The 16,038-nt window shown below is 64.9% G+C and carries 15 protein-coding genes; 5 read left to right on the top strand and 10 right to left on the bottom strand.

Going from position 1 to position 16,038, the window contains the following annotated elements:
• The first annotated feature begins 57 nt into the window (after positions 1-57).
• From BOO71_RS01955 to BOO71_RS01935, 5 genes are all read left to right on the top strand, one after another.
• On the top strand, positions 58-504 hold the full coding sequence (locus BOO71_RS01955) for a globin domain-containing protein (protein WP_075830306.1): 447 nt from the start codon (positions 58-60) through the stop codon (positions 502-504).
• A 45-nt stretch (positions 505-549) separates the two neighbouring features.
• A complete protein-coding gene (locus tag BOO71_RS01950; protein ID WP_075830305.1) occupies positions 550-1,641 on the top strand; it encodes a bifunctional 3-deoxy-7-phosphoheptulonate synthase/chorismate mutase in 1,092 nt (363 codons plus the stop codon).
• Between the two features lie 351 nt (positions 1,642-1,992).
• On the top strand, positions 1,993-4,764 hold the full coding sequence (locus tag BOO71_RS01945; RefSeq protein ID WP_075830304.1) for a M16 family metallopeptidase: 2,772 nt from the start codon (positions 1,993-1,995) through the stop codon (positions 4,762-4,764).
• Between the two features lie 80 nt (positions 4,765-4,844).
• Positions 4,845-6,005, top strand: a complete 1,161-nt coding sequence (queG, locus tag BOO71_RS01940) for a tRNA epoxyqueuosine(34) reductase QueG (protein WP_075830303.1) — start codon at positions 4,845-4,847, stop codon at positions 6,003-6,005.
• Positions 6,006-6,030: 25 nt separating this feature from the next.
• Positions 6,031-6,930 carry a glutaminyl-peptide cyclotransferase gene (locus tag BOO71_RS01935; protein WP_075830302.1) on the top strand — a complete coding sequence of 300 codons (900 nt, stop codon included), beginning with the start codon at positions 6,031-6,033 and terminating at the stop codon, positions 6,928-6,930.
• Positions 6,931-6,934: 4 nt separating this feature from the next.
• On the opposite strand, the gene tmk is transcribed toward BOO71_RS01935, so the two are convergent.
• From tmk to BOO71_RS01885, 10 genes are all read right to left on the bottom strand, one after another.
• Complete coding sequence (tmk, locus tag BOO71_RS01930; protein WP_075830301.1) at positions 6,935-7,576, bottom strand: dTMP kinase; 642 nt, start codon at positions 7,574-7,576, stop codon at positions 6,935-6,937.
• 18 nt (positions 7,577-7,594) lie between these two features.
• Positions 7,595-8,380, bottom strand: a complete 786-nt coding sequence (locus BOO71_RS01925; protein ID WP_075830300.1) for a Nif3-like dinuclear metal center hexameric protein — start codon at positions 8,378-8,380, stop codon at positions 7,595-7,597.
• Between the two features lie 169 nt (positions 8,381-8,549).
• The gene (locus BOO71_RS01920) at positions 8,550-9,485 is read right to left on the bottom strand and encodes an alpha/beta hydrolase (RefSeq protein ID WP_075830299.1); all 936 of its coding nucleotides are present in this window, start codon (positions 9,483-9,485) and stop codon (positions 8,550-8,552) included.
• Positions 9,486-9,579: 94 nt separating this feature from the next.
• A complete protein-coding gene (locus BOO71_RS01915; protein ID WP_075830298.1) occupies positions 9,580-10,761 on the bottom strand; it encodes an acetyl-CoA C-acyltransferase in 1,182 nt (393 codons plus the stop codon).
• Positions 10,762-11,046: 285 nt separating this feature from the next.
• Positions 11,047-11,235 (bottom strand): hypothetical protein, encoded by a 189-nt coding sequence (locus BOO71_RS01910; RefSeq protein WP_075830297.1) that lies wholly within the window; start codon positions 11,233-11,235, stop codon positions 11,047-11,049.
• Positions 11,236-11,362: 127 nt separating this feature from the next.
• Complete coding sequence (locus BOO71_RS01905) at positions 11,363-13,444, bottom strand: 3-hydroxyacyl-CoA dehydrogenase NAD-binding domain-containing protein (RefSeq protein ID WP_075830296.1); 2,082 nt, start codon at positions 13,442-13,444, stop codon at positions 11,363-11,365.
• A gap of 198 nt (positions 13,445-13,642) precedes the next feature.
• Positions 13,643-14,116 (bottom strand): OmpH family outer membrane protein, encoded by a 474-nt coding sequence (locus BOO71_RS01900; RefSeq protein ID WP_075830295.1) that lies wholly within the window; start codon positions 14,114-14,116, stop codon positions 13,643-13,645.
• A gap of 92 nt (positions 14,117-14,208) precedes the next feature.
• A complete protein-coding gene (locus BOO71_RS01895) occupies positions 14,209-14,700 on the bottom strand; it encodes an OmpH family outer membrane protein (RefSeq protein WP_075830294.1) in 492 nt (163 codons plus the stop codon).
• A gap of 94 nt (positions 14,701-14,794) precedes the next feature.
• Positions 14,795-15,364, bottom strand: a complete 570-nt coding sequence (locus BOO71_RS01890; protein WP_075830293.1) for a 3'-5' exonuclease — start codon at positions 15,362-15,364, stop codon at positions 14,795-14,797.
• 10 nt (positions 15,365-15,374) lie between these two features.
• Complete coding sequence (locus tag BOO71_RS01885) at positions 15,375-15,971, bottom strand: hypothetical protein (RefSeq protein WP_083652855.1); 597 nt, start codon at positions 15,969-15,971, stop codon at positions 15,375-15,377.
• Between the last annotated feature and the right edge of the window lie 67 nt (positions 15,972-16,038).

The raw sequence follows: 16,038 nt of genomic DNA, 5'->3' as shown, positions 1-16,038 counted from the left end.
AGGGAGGTGGGCATTTTGTCCGCCTCTCTTTTTTGCTGGCCTGCTAGCCTGCCCCTTATGACTGCGCCCATTCAACTCTCGGCGGGCGGCTCCCTGTATGAGCGCATTGGGCCGGAGGCGCTGGCCGCCCTGGTCACGCGCTTTTACACGCTGGTGGCCCAGGACCCGGACCTCTCCCCCATCTTTCCCGCCGACCTGACTCCCACTGCCCAGAAGCAACTGGCCTTTCTGACGGGTTTTCTGGGGGGGCCTCCGCTGTATCACCAGAACTTCGGGCCGCCCCGACTGCGGGCGCGTCATGTGCCGCACGCCATCACGCCCACGCGCGGGCGGGCGTGGCTGGCATGTATGGAAAACGCCTTGCAGGACACGCCCCAGATAGGCGAGGCCGAGGCGCGGGAACTGCACGCGGCCCTCGCACGGGTGGCGGCCCACATGGTCAATACCCCTGACGACGACGGCACACCGGACGGCAAAGTTGGACAACTCCTTTCAATTGACTAGCCGCGTGAATGTCTTTTTGGGCGCGCTTTTCCTAGACTGCGGGGTATGACACAACCCCGCACCATCGAGGACCTCCGCACCGAGATCGATCAGATCAACCGTGACCTGCTGAAACTGCTGTCCCAGCGCGCCACGGTGGTGGCCCAGATCGGCCACGCCAAGACCCAGGAAGGCCGCCCTAACCACTATGATCCGGCCCGCGAGGACCGCCAGTTGCGTGAGCTGGAAGAGCTGAACCCCGGTCCCTTCACAGGCGCGACGGTCAAGCACCTGTTCAAGGAGATCTTCAAGGCCAGTCTGGCGCTGGAAGAAAGCAACGACAAGAAGCAACTGCTGGTCTCGCGCAAGGTCAAGAAGGAAGACACCGTACTGGACATCGACGGCGTGAAGATCGGCGGCGACTCCCCGCCCATCATCATCGCCGGGCCGTGCAGCATCGAATCTGAGGAGCAGATGGAGCAGACCGCCGAGTACCTGGCGGGCAAAGGCGTGAAAATCCTGCGCGGCGGCGCGTACAAGCCCCGCACCAGCCCCTACGGCTTTCAGGGGATGGGCGTGGACGGCCTGATCATCGGCAGCCGGGTGGCCCGCGCCAACAAGATGCTGTTCATTACCGAAGTGATGGACACCCGTGACGTGGAAGTAGTGTCCGAGTACGCCGACATCCTGCAAGTCGGGGCGCGCAACATGCACAACTTCGCCCTGCTGCGGGAAGTGGGCCGTGCCCGCCGCCCGGTGCTACTCAAACGCGGCCTCTCCGCCACCATCGAGGAATGGCTGTACGCCGCCGAATACATCCTGTCGGAAGGCAACAACGAGGTCATCCTGTGCGAGCGCGGCATCCGCACCTTCGAGAAGTGGACCCGCAACACGCTGGACCTGTCCGCCGTGGCCCTGGCCAAGCAGGAAACCCACCTGCCCGTGATCGTGGACGTGACCCACGCCGCCGGACGCCGTGACCTGCTGATCCCACTGGCCAAAGCCGCGCTGGCCGTGGGCGCAGACGGCATTCACATCGAGGTCCACCCCAACCCCGCCACTGCCCTGAGCGACAACGAACAGCAACTGGACTTCGCCGGATACGACCAGTTCAGCGACGCGCTGGCCTCCATGCTGAAGCTGCCTGTACGCGTCTGAGCTTGTAGCAAAAAAGTTTCACTAGAAGTAAGAGGGGCCTCGCCGGGTGCGGGGCCTTCTTTTTTCGTCAAAGATAACCCCTCTCCTTCGGAGCTGTGCCAGCCAGTCTGCTAAGCAGCCAGCTCCCCTTAAAGGGAGCCGAGAAATGCGACTAGCATGGCAATTCCGCAACTCTTGCCTCCCTTCTGAGGGGAGGTGCCCCGAAGGGGCGGAGGGGTCAAACCGTGGCGGCCACCCCTCAACACCAAATCTCAAATCACCCCCAAAAGTGGCAAACTCGCCCACCTCCCTTTCGCCCCGGCGCTAGGCTGGTTGCCGTCTATTTCCCCAACACTTTCCCCCGGAGGTTCCATGTCGTCACGTTCCCTGCGCTTCACCGCCGCCCTGCTGCTGTCCTCGTTGCTGCTCACCTCTGCCCCCGTCTCGACAGGCTGGGCGCAGACCGCCCCCGCTGCCGCCCCCACCATGACGCTGCCCGCCGGGGTCAAATTCGTGACCGAGGTGGAGGGCATCCGCGAGTACCGCCTGCCCAACGGTCTGCATGTGCTGCTGTTCCCCGACACCTCGGCGGCCACGTTTACGCTGAACGTAACCTACAAGGTGGGCAGCCGCTCCGAGAATTACGGCGAGACAGGTATGGCGCACCTGCTGGAACACATGCTGTTCAAGGGGACGCCCACCAGCGGCAACATCCTGGAAAGCCTGGGCAAGCGCGGCGCGGATTTCAACGGCACCACCAGCGAGGACCGCACCAATTACTTCGAGACCATGACCAACAGCGGCGACAACCTGAGCTGGGCGCTGGGCATGGAGGCGGACCGCATGGTCAACTCGAAGATTGCCCAGACCGATCTGAACACCGAGATGACGGTGGTTCGCAACGAGTTCGAGAGCGGCGAGAACAGTGCGTTTGGCCTGCTGTACAAGCAGGTGCGCTCGGTGGCCTACGACTGGCACAACTACGGCAACACGGCCATCGGCAACCGCAGCGACGTGGAAAACGTGCCGATCAAGCGGCTTCAGGACTTCTACAAGAAGTATTACCAGCCCGACAACGCCGTGGTCACGCTGGCCGGGAACTTTGACCCGGAGGCGGCGCTGGCGCAGATTGCCGAAGACTTTGGCAGGGTCCGCAAGCCGTGGCGCACGCTGCCCGCCGAGTACACCGTGGAAAACCCGCAGGACGGCGAGCGCAGCGTGACCGTGCGCCGGGTGGGCGACGAGCGCATTCTGCTGACCGCCTACCACATGCCCAGCATCCGCCATCCCGACATGCCCGCGCTGCTGGTGCTGGACCAGATTCTGGCCGACGAACCCGCCGGGCGGCTGTACAAGGCGCTGGTGCAGACCAAGCAGGCCACCGCGATTGGCAGCCTGACCAACACCGCCTCCGATCCGGGCCTGCTGATGTACGCCGCCGTGCTGGGCAAGGACGACGACACCGCCCCGGCGCAGGCCACGCTGCTCAAGTCGCTGGAGGCGGCGGGCGACACGGCGTTTACCGACGAGGACGTGGCCCGCGTCCGCACCCGCGTGGTGGGCAGCTACGAGCAACTGCTGTCCAAGCCCGAGCAGGTGGGCGTGACCCTGTCCGAGTACATCGCGGCGGGCGACTGGCGGCTGCTGTTCAAACTGCGTGACGAGCTGGAAAAGGTGACGGCGGCGGACGTGACCCGCGTGGCGAAGACCTACCTGAAGCCCACCAACCGCACCCTGGGCGTGTTCGTGCCGACGCCCGAGCCAGATCGCGTGACAGTCACGGCAGCGCCTAGTGCTGAAGAGCTGCTGAAGGGCTACGTGGGCCGCGCGGCGCAGACGGCGGGCGAGAACATTCCCCCTGAACCCGCCGCCATCGAGGCGCGCACGGTGAGGAGCGAGGTGGCCGGGGCCAAAGTCGCCCTGCTGCCCAAGAAGACGCGCGGTGAACGCATCGAATTTGTGATGAACCTGGACTTCGGCAACGCGCAGACGGTCAAGGACGGTGGAGACGCCGCTGACTTCATCGCGCCGCTGCTGACGCGGGGGAGCAAGGACCTGACCCGGCAGCAACTGAATGATCGCCTGGAAGCCATCAAAACGCAGCTCAGCGTGTCGGGCGGGGCATCCGGGGCCAGCGTGCGCGTCAGCACGGACCGCACCCATCTGGCCGAGGCGCTGGAACTGGTCAAGAAGGTGCTGCGCGAGCCAGTCTTCCCGCAGGCCGACTTCGACGAGTTGAAGAAGGGCGCAATCGACGGCGCGGAATCCGGGCGGGGCGATCCGCAGAGCGTGGCGAGTCAGGCGCTGGCCCGCGCCTTCGCGCAGCCGGGAGCCAAACGCGGCGATCTGGGCTACGTCTCCACCCTGGACGAGTCCATCGAGGATACGAAAGCCGTCACTCTGGATCAGGTCAAGGACTACTACAACAAGGTCTGGGGCGCGGCGCAGGTGCAGGTGGCGGCGGTGGGCGACTTCGATCCGCAGACCATCACAGCGGCGCTGCCGGGGATTCTGGACGGCTTCAAGAGCGGCGTGAAGTACGAGCGCATCAGCCTTCCACTGGTGACGCCCAAGAGCGCCGACACCGTGATCAACGTGCCCGACAAGGCCAACGCCGTGTACGTCTCGCGCCTCAACTTCCCGCTTCGGGACGACGCCGCCGATTATCCGGCCCTGATCGTCGCCATGCGGATTTTCGGTTCGGGGACCGATTCCCGCCTGTTTAACCGGCTGCGGCAGCAGGACGGCCTCAGCTACGGCGCGGGCGGCAGCGTCAGCGCCAGCAGCGAGGACCAGAAAGGCAGCTACAGCGCCTACGCGATCTTCAACCCCAACGTGACCGAGAAAGTCGTGACCGCCATGCGCGAGGAACTGGCGAAAGCGCTGCGGGACGGCTTTACCCCCGCCGAGGTGACTTCTGCCAAATCCGCCATCTTGCAGGAAGCCCGCGTGGCCCGCAGCAGCGACGCCACGCTGGTGGGCAGTCTGGTGCGGCAGGCGTACCTGAACCGCACCTACGCCTTCAACGCCGAGCTGGAAGCGAAGATCAGCGCCGTGACGTCCGAAATGGCGAAGGCTGCCCTGAACAAGTACGTGACCCCTGAAAATCTGGTGGTGGTGCGCGCGGGAACGTTCGGGAAGTAAAACCAAGTCCCACCCAGAAAGGAGTCCCGCATCTGACGGAGACTCCTTTTTGATGTGGTCGGGCGCGCCATACTTGCGCCATGACCGCGCCCGCCGAACTCCTCGCCGATCTGGCCCAGAGCCTGGGCGCGGACGCGGTGGGCTGGGCAGCGGCCACCGTTCCGGCCAGTGCCGTAGACGAATACGCCCGCTGGCTGGACGCTGGGCGGCACGCGGGCATGGCTTACCTGGAGCGGCAGCTTCCAGCACGGGCTGATCCGTCCTCGCGGCTGGAGGGCGTGGGCAGCGTGCTGGTGCTGGGCGTCTCACACGCCTTCGAGGAACCGCCCATACCACCGGGCGGCATCCGCGTGGGGCGCGTGGCCCGCTACGCCTGGACCCCCGATTACCACGATCAATTGCAGCCGCTGCTGACCCGTCTGGAAACCGAGGCCGCTGCACTGGGCATCCGGGCGCGTGGCTACGTAGATCACGGTCCGGTGATGGAACGCCTGTTTGCCTCCGGGGCGTTTCTGGGGTGGCGCGGCAAATCGGGCATGACCATCAGTACGCAGTTAGGAGCCTTTGTGACGCTGGCGGTGCTGCTGACCGATCTGCCTTTCGAGGGAACCGACACGGCGCATCCTGACCGCTGCGGCAAATGCTTTCGTTGCGTGGCCGCCTGCCCCACGAACGCCATTGGCAATGACCGGACCATCGATGCCCGGCGCTGTATCTCGTACCTGACCATCGAACACCGTGGCCCCGTTCCGCACGAGTTCCGCGCGGATATGGGCGATTGGCTGTTCGGCTGCGACGTGTGCAGCGAGGTCTGCCCGTGGTCCCGGAAAGCTGGGCCGCTGGCGGAATTGCTGAGGCCGCAGCCTGAGCTGGCCCACCCCGATCTGAGCGCTTTCTTCGGGGTTGGAGAACGCGAATTCAACCGCCGTTTTGCTGGTACGGCCTTTCTGCGCCCGCGCCGCAAGGGCATGGCCCGCAACGCGCTGACGGTGCTGGGCAACACCCGTGCGCCGGAGGGCTGGCCGCTGCTGCTGGCAGGCACGACAGACCCGGCCCCCGAGGTCCGTGAGGCCGCCGCCTGGGCGCTGGGCCAGTGGGGCGAGATGGACCATGTGCGTGCGCTGCTCCATGACCCGGACGAGGGGGTGCGGGCGGGCGCAGCGCGGATACTGGCCACCCCGCAGTTGTCTAGTCTGCATGGGCCAGGATCAACAATCTTGGGGCAAATGTCAGATACCTGACGCCCCACTTGCCTACCATGAAGCTGTGCGCGCCGTCTTCCTGCTTTCCCTGCTCGGTCTCGTGTCCCTGAACACGGTCCTGGCCCAGTCCACGCCTCGTGCCTCCTCACCCGCTGCTGCCCCAGCCAGCGCCGCTCCGGCGAATTCAGCCCCGGTCAATTCAGTTCCAGCCATCCTGACCCCCACCATCGTCAACCGGTATCCGCATGACCGCGCCGCCTTCACCGAGGGGTTTCAGTACCTGGGAGACGGCACCTACATGGAAAGCACCGGACTGGTGGGCGAATCCGGCGTGCGGCGGGTGGACCTGAAAACTGGCAAGGTGCTGGGCAGGGTGGCCACGCCGCTGTCCACCGCCTTCGGCGAGGGCGTCACGGTGGTGGGCGGCGTGGCCTACCACCTGACCTGGCAGGACGGGCTGGCGTTCGCCTTCGACGCCGGAACCCTGAAGGAAGTCGGGCGTTACCGCTACGGCGGCGAGGGCTGGGGCCTGACCACCAACGGCAAGGACCTGATCATGAGCAACGGCACCCCCACGCTGGTCTGGCGCGATCCAAAAACCTTCGCGGTCAAACGGAGCGTGACCGTCACCGATGGCGGGCAGCCCGTCAGGAACATCAACGAGCTGGAATACGCCGGGGGAAGCGTGTACGCCAATATCTGGCTGACGGACCGGATTGCCCGGATCGACCCGCAGACGGGCAAGGTCACCGCCTGGATCGACGTGTCCGCCCTGACCCGCGAGGCCAGCGCCAGCGCCGCCAGACTGGGCAAGCCCCTGACCTTCGACGACATTCCCAACGGCATCGCGTACGTCCCCGAACGCGGCACGCTGCTGCTGACCGGCAAGCGCTGGGGGACGATTTTTGAGGTCAAGGTGCCTGGACTGGGAGCCACGAACGGGCGCGCTCAGCCCCGACGCTGAGGCTCTAGATTTCTGAGGCTGGGAGGCGTGACTGGACCGCCTCCCAGATCGTTTTTTCCAGATCGGCTTCGTCCAGGGTGGCGTCCAGCACCAGAAACCGTTCAGCCTCCGCCTCGGCCAGCTTCAGGAAACCCTGTCTGAGCCGCTGGTGGAAAGTGAGGTCTGCCTGCTCCAACCGGTCTGGCTGGCCGCGCCGCGCTGCCCGTTCCAGACCGATAACGGGGTCAAGGTCCAGCAACACCGTCAGATCGGGCCACAGCCCACCCGTCGCCGCCGCCGTGATGCCGCGCAGCAGTCCAGCGTTCAGGCCGCGCCCAAAGCCCTGGTACGCCAGACTGGAATCGGCGTAACGGTCACAGACCACCACCTCTCCCCTGCCGAGGGCTGGGCGAATGACGTTGGTAACGAGCTGGGCGCGGCTGGCGCTGTAGAGCAGGAATTCGGGCAGCGGGTCAATGGTCAGTTCGGGGTCCAGCAACACCTCCCGCACGCGCGTTCCCAGGGGGGTGCCACCCGGCTCACGGGTGACGGTGTGGGGCACGCTCTCCGATTCCAGATGCCGCAGCAGGTGGGCAATCTGGGTGCTTTTGCCTGCGCCTTCCGGGCCTTCAAAGGAGATGAAGAGGCCCCTATCAGGCTGGCTCACGGGTGGCGAGGACACCGACTACAGGCCCGTCGGATGGTGCAGAAACTGCCACGGCAGGCCAAATTCTTCCTCGATTCTGGCGGCCAGGGCGCGGACGCCGAACACTTCCGTTTCGTAGTGTCCGGCGAAGACCACGTTCACGCCATATTCAAAAGAATCGTTGAAGTGCTTGTGTTCCGGCTCGCCCGTCAGCAGGGTATCCAGGCCCAGCGCTGCGGCCTCGGCAATGCGGTCTGCGCCGCTGCCGCTGACGATGCCCAGGCGTTTGACGGTGGGCTGACCGCCGCCGTGAACCAGACAGATTTCGCCCGTCAGCTTCTGCACACGGTCCGCAAAGTCCTGCAACGACTGCTCGAAGGGCAAGTCCCCGGCCAGACCGATCTTGTGGCCCTGCCAGTCTCCGAACGGCTCCATGTTTTCCAGCGACAGCGCTCTGGCGATCATGGCGTTGTTGCCGATTTCGGGGTGGGCGTCCAGCGGAATGTGCGCGGCGTACAGGTTCAGGTCTGCGGCCAGCGCCGTTTGCAGGCGGGTGCGGTGCGGCCCGGTGATCGCCAGCGGATCGCCCCAGAACAGGCCGTGATGCACCAGCAGAATGTCCGCGCCGCTGTCTGCCGCGTGCTGCAAGGTCTTGATACTGGTGTCCACGCTGGCCGCCACACGGGTGATGGTGGCGTTGCCCTCGATCTGAAGGCCATTCATGCTGGGATCGGGGTAGGCGTCGATTTTGAGGTAGTCATTGAGCCAGCGCACCAGATCGTCGCGGCTGACCTCGGGGGACTTGCGGGGAGAGGAATCGGTCATGGGGGCATTGTAGAGGCGGAGACATGGGGCCAATGCCTCCGGGGATGGGTTTTGAAAAAGAGGCGGGGACCGGACGAGGTCAGCACATCAGAAGGGCCAGCCCTCCCTCCGATGTGGGGAAGGCTGGCCCAGACCTATCCCATCTGGCTGTGGTCCAAACGGGTCAGGCCTACGCCAGTTCGCGGCCCAGCCACGCCGCCGCCTCATCTATCAGGGCCGCCGCTGCCGGGGACACGCCCGTCATGTTGGCAAAGCCGTGGATCATGCCGGGACCGGGCTGGTGTTCGGCGCGGTTGCCCGCCGCCCGCAGCGCCTCGGCGTACGCGATGCCCTCATCGCGCAAGGGGTCGAACTCAGCCGTCAGCACCAGCGCAGGCGGAAGATTTTTAAGATCGGCGGCGTGCAGCGGGGAAACGTGCGGGTGCGCGCCGTGTTCGGCCTCCGCGAGGTACATCTCTCCGAAGAACTTCATGCGCTCCTCGGTCAGGAAGTAGCCCTCTCCGTTCTCTTTGCGTGAGGCATAGCGGTCCGTGTTCACGAAATCGGCGGCGGGATAGATCAGCAGTTGCGCGGCAATGGCCGGGCCATGCTCGTCGCGGGCACGCTGTGTCACGGCGATACACAGGCTTGCGCCCGCACTATCGCCCGACAGCGCCAGTCGGACCGGATTGACGCCCAGTTCGGTGGCGTTTGCGGCAGCCCAGGTAAAAGCGGCGTAGGCATCATCCACCGGAACTGGAAATTTGTGTTCAGGGGCCAGACGGTATTCCACGCTTAGCACGGCGCTCTTTGCGCCCGCGCACAATTCGCGGCACACCTGATCATGTGTCTCGATGTTGTAGGCCACGAAGCCGCCGCCGTGGAAGAACACGGTCAGCGGCCAGCCCTGCGCCGGGGCCATTCCTTCCGGCGTGTACAGCCGGGCGGGCAGCGCCGAGGCGGGGCCGGGAATGGTCAGGTCACGGGTGGAGCCGCCCGTAATCGTCCTTTTGGGCGTGCGGGCCGAGGTGGCGATAACGGCCTGACGCATCTCGTCCAGACCGTTCGGCTGGGGTGCGGCGGCAAATTGCAGCAGGACTTCTTTTAAGGCGGGATCAAGGGGCATGGGAAACCTCCACGGGATTGAGGAAAGGCAGTGAAATCACGGAGGGCTGTGAGATCCAGAAAAGACCTCCCACAGCCCAGCAGCGATCAGACGGTTACAACACCTCGAACAGTCCCGCCGCGCCCATACCGCCGCCCACGCACATGGTCACCACCACATGCTTTGCGCCCCGGCGTTTGCCTTCCAGCAGAATGTGGCCGGTCAGGCGTGCGCCGCTCATGCCGTATGGGTGGCCGATGCTGATGCTGCCGCCGTTGACGTTGTACTTCTCCGGGTCAATGCCCAGTTGATCGCGGCAGTACAGCGCCTGCACAGCGAACGCCTCGTTCAGCTCCCACAGGTCAATGTCGTCCACGGTCAGGCCGTGGCGCTTCAACAACTTCGGCACGGCGTAAATCGGGCCGATGCCCATTTCGTCGGGTTCGCATCCGGCCACGGCGAAGCCCTTGAACAGCCCCAGCGGTTGCAGGCCGCGCTCGCGGGCCATGTCGGCGTCCATGACCACCACCGCCGCCGCGCCGTCTGACAGTTGCGAAGCGTTGCCCGCCGTGATCACGCCGCCCTCAATGACAGGCTTAAGCTTCTGCAAGCCTTCCAGCGTGGTTTCCGGGCGGTTGCCCTCGTCCAGCTTGCGGGTCACTTCCTGATCGGAAATCTCGCCCGTCGCCTTGTCCTGCACCTTCATGGTGGCGGTCATGGGGACGATCTCGTGGTCAAACTTCCCGGCTTCCTGGGCCGCCGCCGTGCGCTGCTGGCTTCTCAGGGCGTACTCGTCCTGCGCCTCCCGCGACACGCCATACCGTTTAGAGACAACTTCTGCCGTTTGCAGCATGGGCATGTAGATGTCGGGCTTGTGTTCCATCAGCCACTCGCCGCGCAGATGGAACTTGTTGGCGTGTTCGTTCTGGGTCAGGCTGATGCTTTCCAGGCCGCCCGCCACGAAAATCTCGCCCTGTCCAGCCATGACGTGGTTGGCCGCCAGCGCAATGGTGTTCAGGCCGCTGGAGCAAAAGCGGTTGACGGTCACGCCCGCCACGCTGACGGGCAGCCCGGCGCGCAGGGCGATCTGGCGGGCGATGTTGCTGCCGGTTGCGCCCTCGGGGTTGCCCGAACCCATGATGACGTCCTCAATCTCGGCGGGATCAATTCCGGCCCGCTGAACGGCGTGCATAACGGCGTGCGCGCCCAGATCAGAACCGTGCGTGTTGTTGAGGAAACCCCGGTAAGCCTTGCCGATGGGGGTGCGGGCGGTGGAAACGATGACTGCTTCGGGCATGTGGGGAACTCCTTTGAGGATGAGGGTTTATGACTCGTTGGCTTCAGGTAGAAAAACTTGCGGATCGCTGGAAAAACCATTCCAGAACACCCATAACCTTCCGCAGTGAGGGCAAAGAAGCAAATGCTTCATCTGATTGTGAAGGGCATCGGCGGATAAACTGTCTGTTTCCGCGTCTGTCAGCGTGTCAAAAGTCTCGTCTGAAACCATAAGCCATTCAATCGGGTTCGGTATTTGGCCCAACTTAACTTCGTTCCGCATTTACAGAGAATGGCCGGCACCGAATCAAGACGCCTTCGCCGCAAACTTGACCTGAACCTCAGCGTCCAATGTCTCCGCCACGCACCGCAGCACGTCCAGCGAATGGCCCCAGTAAAATGGGTTGACGAGGCGATTGACCGCCGAGCAGCGGCTGCCGATGCGCTGGGCGAGTTCAACCTCAGAGAGATTCAGAGTTTGCTTGATAGCTCCCACGGTTGAACCCCTCCGGCCCTTCGGGCCACCTCCCCTTAGAAGGGAGGCAAGAGTTGCGGAATTGCCCGGCCAGCAGCGGTCTCTCGGCTCCCTTTAAGGGGAGCTGGCTGCAAAGCAGACTGAGGGGTTATCTCTTATCCCATCCCCCAAACGTTCCCCCTTCATTGGCCAGCTTCTGAAGCAGGGGCGCGGGCGTCTGGCCGTACTGTTTCAAGTCGGCCACCACGCTGGCAAGGCCCTGCTCGTCGGCGTACTGCATGGGGCCGCCCCGGTAGGCGGGAAAGCCGTAGCCGTAGATGTAAATGACATCAATGTCCCCGGCACGTTGCGCGATGCCCTCTTCCAGAATCTTCGCGCCCTCGTTGACCAGGCTGTAGGTCAGGCGTTTGGTGGCCTCATCCTGCCCGATCTCGCGCGGCGTGATGCCCTTCTCGGTGCGGTAGTCGGCGATCAGTTGGGTCATCTCGGCATTGGGTTTGGGCTTGCGGTCCTCGCCGTAATCGTAGACGCCCGCCGCCGTTTTCTGGCCCTTGCGGCCCTTCTCCACAATCCGGTCAATCCAGCCGTCGGGCTTGGGCTGCCCCGCCACCTTCGCCTGATGCTGGCGGATGGCGTAACCGATGTCCAGGCCCGCCATATCGCCCATCTGGAATGGCCCCATCGGCAGGCCCAGCGCGTTCATGGCGGCGTCCACGTCCTGCGGGTTCGCGCCTTCCTCCACCAGTTTGCGGCCCTCGTCGCCGTAGCGGTGAACCATGCGGTTGCCCACGAAACCGTCGCAGACGCCCACCACCACGCCCACTTTCTTGATCTTCTTCGCCAGCGCCATGCTCGTTGCCAGCACGCTATCGGAGGTCTTGTCGGCCCGCACGATTTCCAGCAGCTTCATCACGTTGGCCGGGCTGAAGAAGTGCAGCCCGATCACGCTCTCCGGGCGCTTGGTGACGCTGGCAATCTCGTTCACGTCCAGCGTGGAGGTATTGCTGGCGAGAATCGCGCCCTGTTTAGCAATACCGTCCAATTTGGTGAAGATGTCTTTCTTCACGTCCATGTTCTCAAAGACCGCCTCAATGATGATGTCGGCGTCCCTGAGGTCACCCATGTCCAGTGTGGGCGTCAGCATGGACATCCGTTTCTCCACGTCCTCCATGCTGATCCGGCCCTTTTTGGCGGTATTCTCGTAGTTCTTGCGGATCACGCCCAGGCCACGGTCCAGCGCGTCCTGCTGGGTTTCCACGATGGTCACGGGAATCCCGGCATTCAGGAAGTTCATGGCGATGCCGCCGCCCATCGTCCCCGCGCCGATGATTCCAGCGGACTTGATCTCGGTGGTGGGCGTGGATTTGTCAATGCCGGGAATCTTGCCCGCCTCACGCTCGGCGAAGAAGATGTGGCGCAATCCACGCGACTGGGGGCTGTTCATGGCCTCCAGAAACTTGCCGGATTCGGCGTCCCAGCCTTCCTTGAAGGGCTTGTTGGCCGCCATTTCCGCCAGATCAACGATCAGCGAGGGCGAGAGCTGACCCCGGTGCGTTTTCTTGATCCCCTCACGGGCGGCGGCGAAGACCTCGGGGGTGCCACCTTCCACGCTGCGCTCGCTGATGCGCGGCAGCGGGCGGGCGTCGGCGTGGCTGCGGGCAAAAGCGACGGCCCCGGCCAGCAGATCGCCGTCCACGATCTCATCCACGAGGCCGAGTTTCTGCGCCTCGCCCGCCTTGATCGGGTTGCCGGACAGCATCATCTCCAGCGCCTTCTGTGCGCCTACCACGCGGGGCAGACGCTGCGTGCCGCCCGCGCCCGGCAGCACGCCCAGCTTGACTTCGGGGAGGCCCACCTGCGCTTCCTTGACCGCCACGCGGTAGTTGCAGCCCATTGCCAGCTCCAGACCGCCGCCCAGCGCCGTGCCGTGAATGGCGGCGACGGTGGGCTTGCCGAAGCCGTCCAGCTTCTCAATCGTGCCGCGCAAGTCGGGGGCTTCCTCGCGTGGGCGGCCAAAGGTCTTAATGTCGGCCCCGGCCACAAAGGTGCGCCCGCCGCCGATGATGACCACGGCCTTCACGCCGTCGTCGGCGGCTGCGGCGTCCAGCCCGGCTTTCAGGCCCTCTGGCACACCGGGCGAGAAGGCGTTCACGGGCGGATTGTTGATCGTAAGAATCAAAATTTCGCCGTCACGGGACTGTTGAACCATTTCTGCTTGCGCGCTGGTCATGTTTGGAGCCTCCTTGAGTTGTGCGTGGTGCTGAGGCGTCCATGCTTCCATGTCGCCCGCCTCTGGTCAAATACGTCAGCGTTCATAGTAGACGTGCGCGTACACTCTGTGGGGAACAGGCCCGGAGCAGGACTGCGACAGGCAACGAAAAAAGCACGTCTGGGACGTGCCTCCGGGCAGATACTGAAAAGGGCGGAACTACTTCAGGGCTTTGATGACGGCGGGGGTCAGGTCCGTGGTGCTGGTGTTGGCATAGATGATCAGCCGGTTCTGGGCGGCGATCTGCCGGTCCATGACCACGCTGTAGCCGTTGGCCTTGGCCACCTGGGCCACCGCCGCGTTCACCTTGACGGCCAGCGGCTGGAAGGCCGTGGCAATTCGTCCGCTGTAGCCGCTCTGGGCGGTGCTGTACGCCTTCTGGGCGTCGGTCAGTGCCTTGCGGTCTGCCGCGCTCCCCGTGGCCCCGGCTTTGGCCGCCAGACCGTCGATCTTGCTGCGCTTGTCTTTCAGGTCCGCGTCCACACGGGCCGAGAGGTCCAGGTACGCCTTGCTGGCGGGCAGCGCCTTGACGGCGGCCTGCACGTCGATCAGGCCGACACGGTTCTTGGCCCCCTGGGCGTGGGGGACCGTGGCCAGCAGGGCCAGGGGGAAAAGGATCAGGAATTTATTCAAGGGACAACCTCCAACGGTCAGGCACTTTGCGGGGGCCATGAAAAAACCCCGCGCCTGAGCATGCGGGGCGTTTTCTCAGCCGGAGCGGGGGATCAGGGCTTCAGGGCCTTGACGGCGGCGGCGGTGACATCGGTGCCGGGATCGGCGTAGATGACCAGTCCGCTCTTGGCAGCCACGTCGCGGTCCATGACCACCGCGTAACCGTTGGACTTGGCAATCACGCCCACGGCGGTGTCCACGGCCTTCTCGACTGCCGTGATCTTGGGATCGATCTGCTTGTCGTAGTCGGCGGCCTTGGCCTGAATGGTCTTGACCAGGGTGTCGCGCTGCTGCTTGTCGGCGGCGGTGGCGGCGGCTCCCTTGGCGTCGATGGCCTTGACCTGCGTGTCCAGAACCTGCAACTCGGCGTCGGCCTTGGCCTGGATGGCCTTGATGTCCTTGTCGTTGGGGTGGGCGGCCAGCAGGGTGGCCACATTCACGAAACCGATCTTCTGGGCGGGGGTCTGGGCGTGCGGGGCGAGGGTGCCCAGCCCGAAGGCGGCGACGATGGCCACAGGGGCCAGGGATTTGGCGGTGATCTTCATGAAACGAAAACTAGCACGCTGTTTCCTGAGCGGAATGAAGCCCTTCACAGCCGCTTCACATGCGCCGTCAGGCCCCGGTCAGGCACCCGGAGGGCTAGGTGGAAGCCCCGCGCCCAGCCCCCACCAGCCGCAGCAATTCCACGTAGACACTGGCCGTCGCGGTGGCGTCTTCCAGTGCGTCATGGGCCGTGTATTCGATCCCAAAATGTTCTGTGAGCTGGGAAAGCGGTGTGCCGATCTGGTGGGGCAGCACCCCGGCGTGGATCAGGAACTGGGCAGTCAATTTGGTGTCCACATGTCCGCTCCTGAACACCTTGCGGAGATCGGGCAGTAGGGGGCGCAGGAAGCGCAGATCGAAGTTGAAGTTATGCCCGCCCAGCATCACGCGGCCCACCCCGGCGGCGTACTCGCGCAGGGCGTCGGCCACGGCTTCCGGCGGCTGGGCGGCGCGGTCATGTTCCAGGATGTCGATGCCCGTCACTTCCAGCGCACCCGGTTCCACGCAGTATTCGCGGTGCTTGACCAGCAGATGGATAGGGCGCGAAATCTGGCCGTCCTCGCCCAGCGTCACCGCGCCGATGGTCAGCAGCGGGTGCCGGGCCGGGTCACGCCCACCGGTTTCCACGTCCAGAAAGATGATCGGCTGGCGCAGGGTCAGAGACATGGGAAGCAGCCTAGCGCCCCATCTGAAGGCGGCGGCGGATCAGCGGGTGCGGGTCTTTCCGCAGGTGATTCAGAACTTCGGGCGGCAGATCAGACCGGGTGGCGAGGGAGAGCCGCACGCTGTACTCGGCGTCTGTGGACAGTCGCTCGATCAGTTCGGCGTTCAGGTCAGGATGTTGCGCCACCGCCGCGCGCAACTGCCATTCGCCCCGCCCCGCCAACTGCCCCAGCCGCTCCTGACTCAGCCGCGCCCGCCCGGCCACCGCCCAGCGGGCCTGCGGTTCGGGATGGCGCATCGCCAGCTCCTGCACCCACTCCGGGGCCGCGTCCACCGCCGCCAGCCGTGACACGGCCAGTCCGGTCCACATTCTGATCTGCTGCCCGTGCGCCAGCCGCAGCAACGGCAAGGCCGGGTTGTCCAGCACGGCTTCCGGGTAACGTGCGGCCAGTTCGCCCAGCAGCGTGACGGGGGTGTTGGGATGGCGGGCGACGGCTTCCAGCAGGTGCGGCGCGGTGACGCTGTACGCCAGCCGCGTCAATTCGGCGGCGGTGGCCCTGGGCGTGGGCAGCTCGGAATTGGGCGGTGTCAGCAGGGCGGGACCGGGCATCGCCCCTATTCTGCCGCCTGCATGCGTCCCGAAACAGCGCGGGAGACACCATCGGCAGGCAGTCAGG

The sequence above is a fragment of the Deinococcus marmoris genome, assembly GCF_001949125.1.
GTDB lineage: Bacteria > Deinococcota > Deinococci > Deinococcales > Deinococcaceae > Deinococcus > Deinococcus marmoris_A.
The sequence above is the reverse complement of the archived record's forward strand: the minus strand, read 5'-3'. Positions and strand labels throughout refer to the sequence as shown.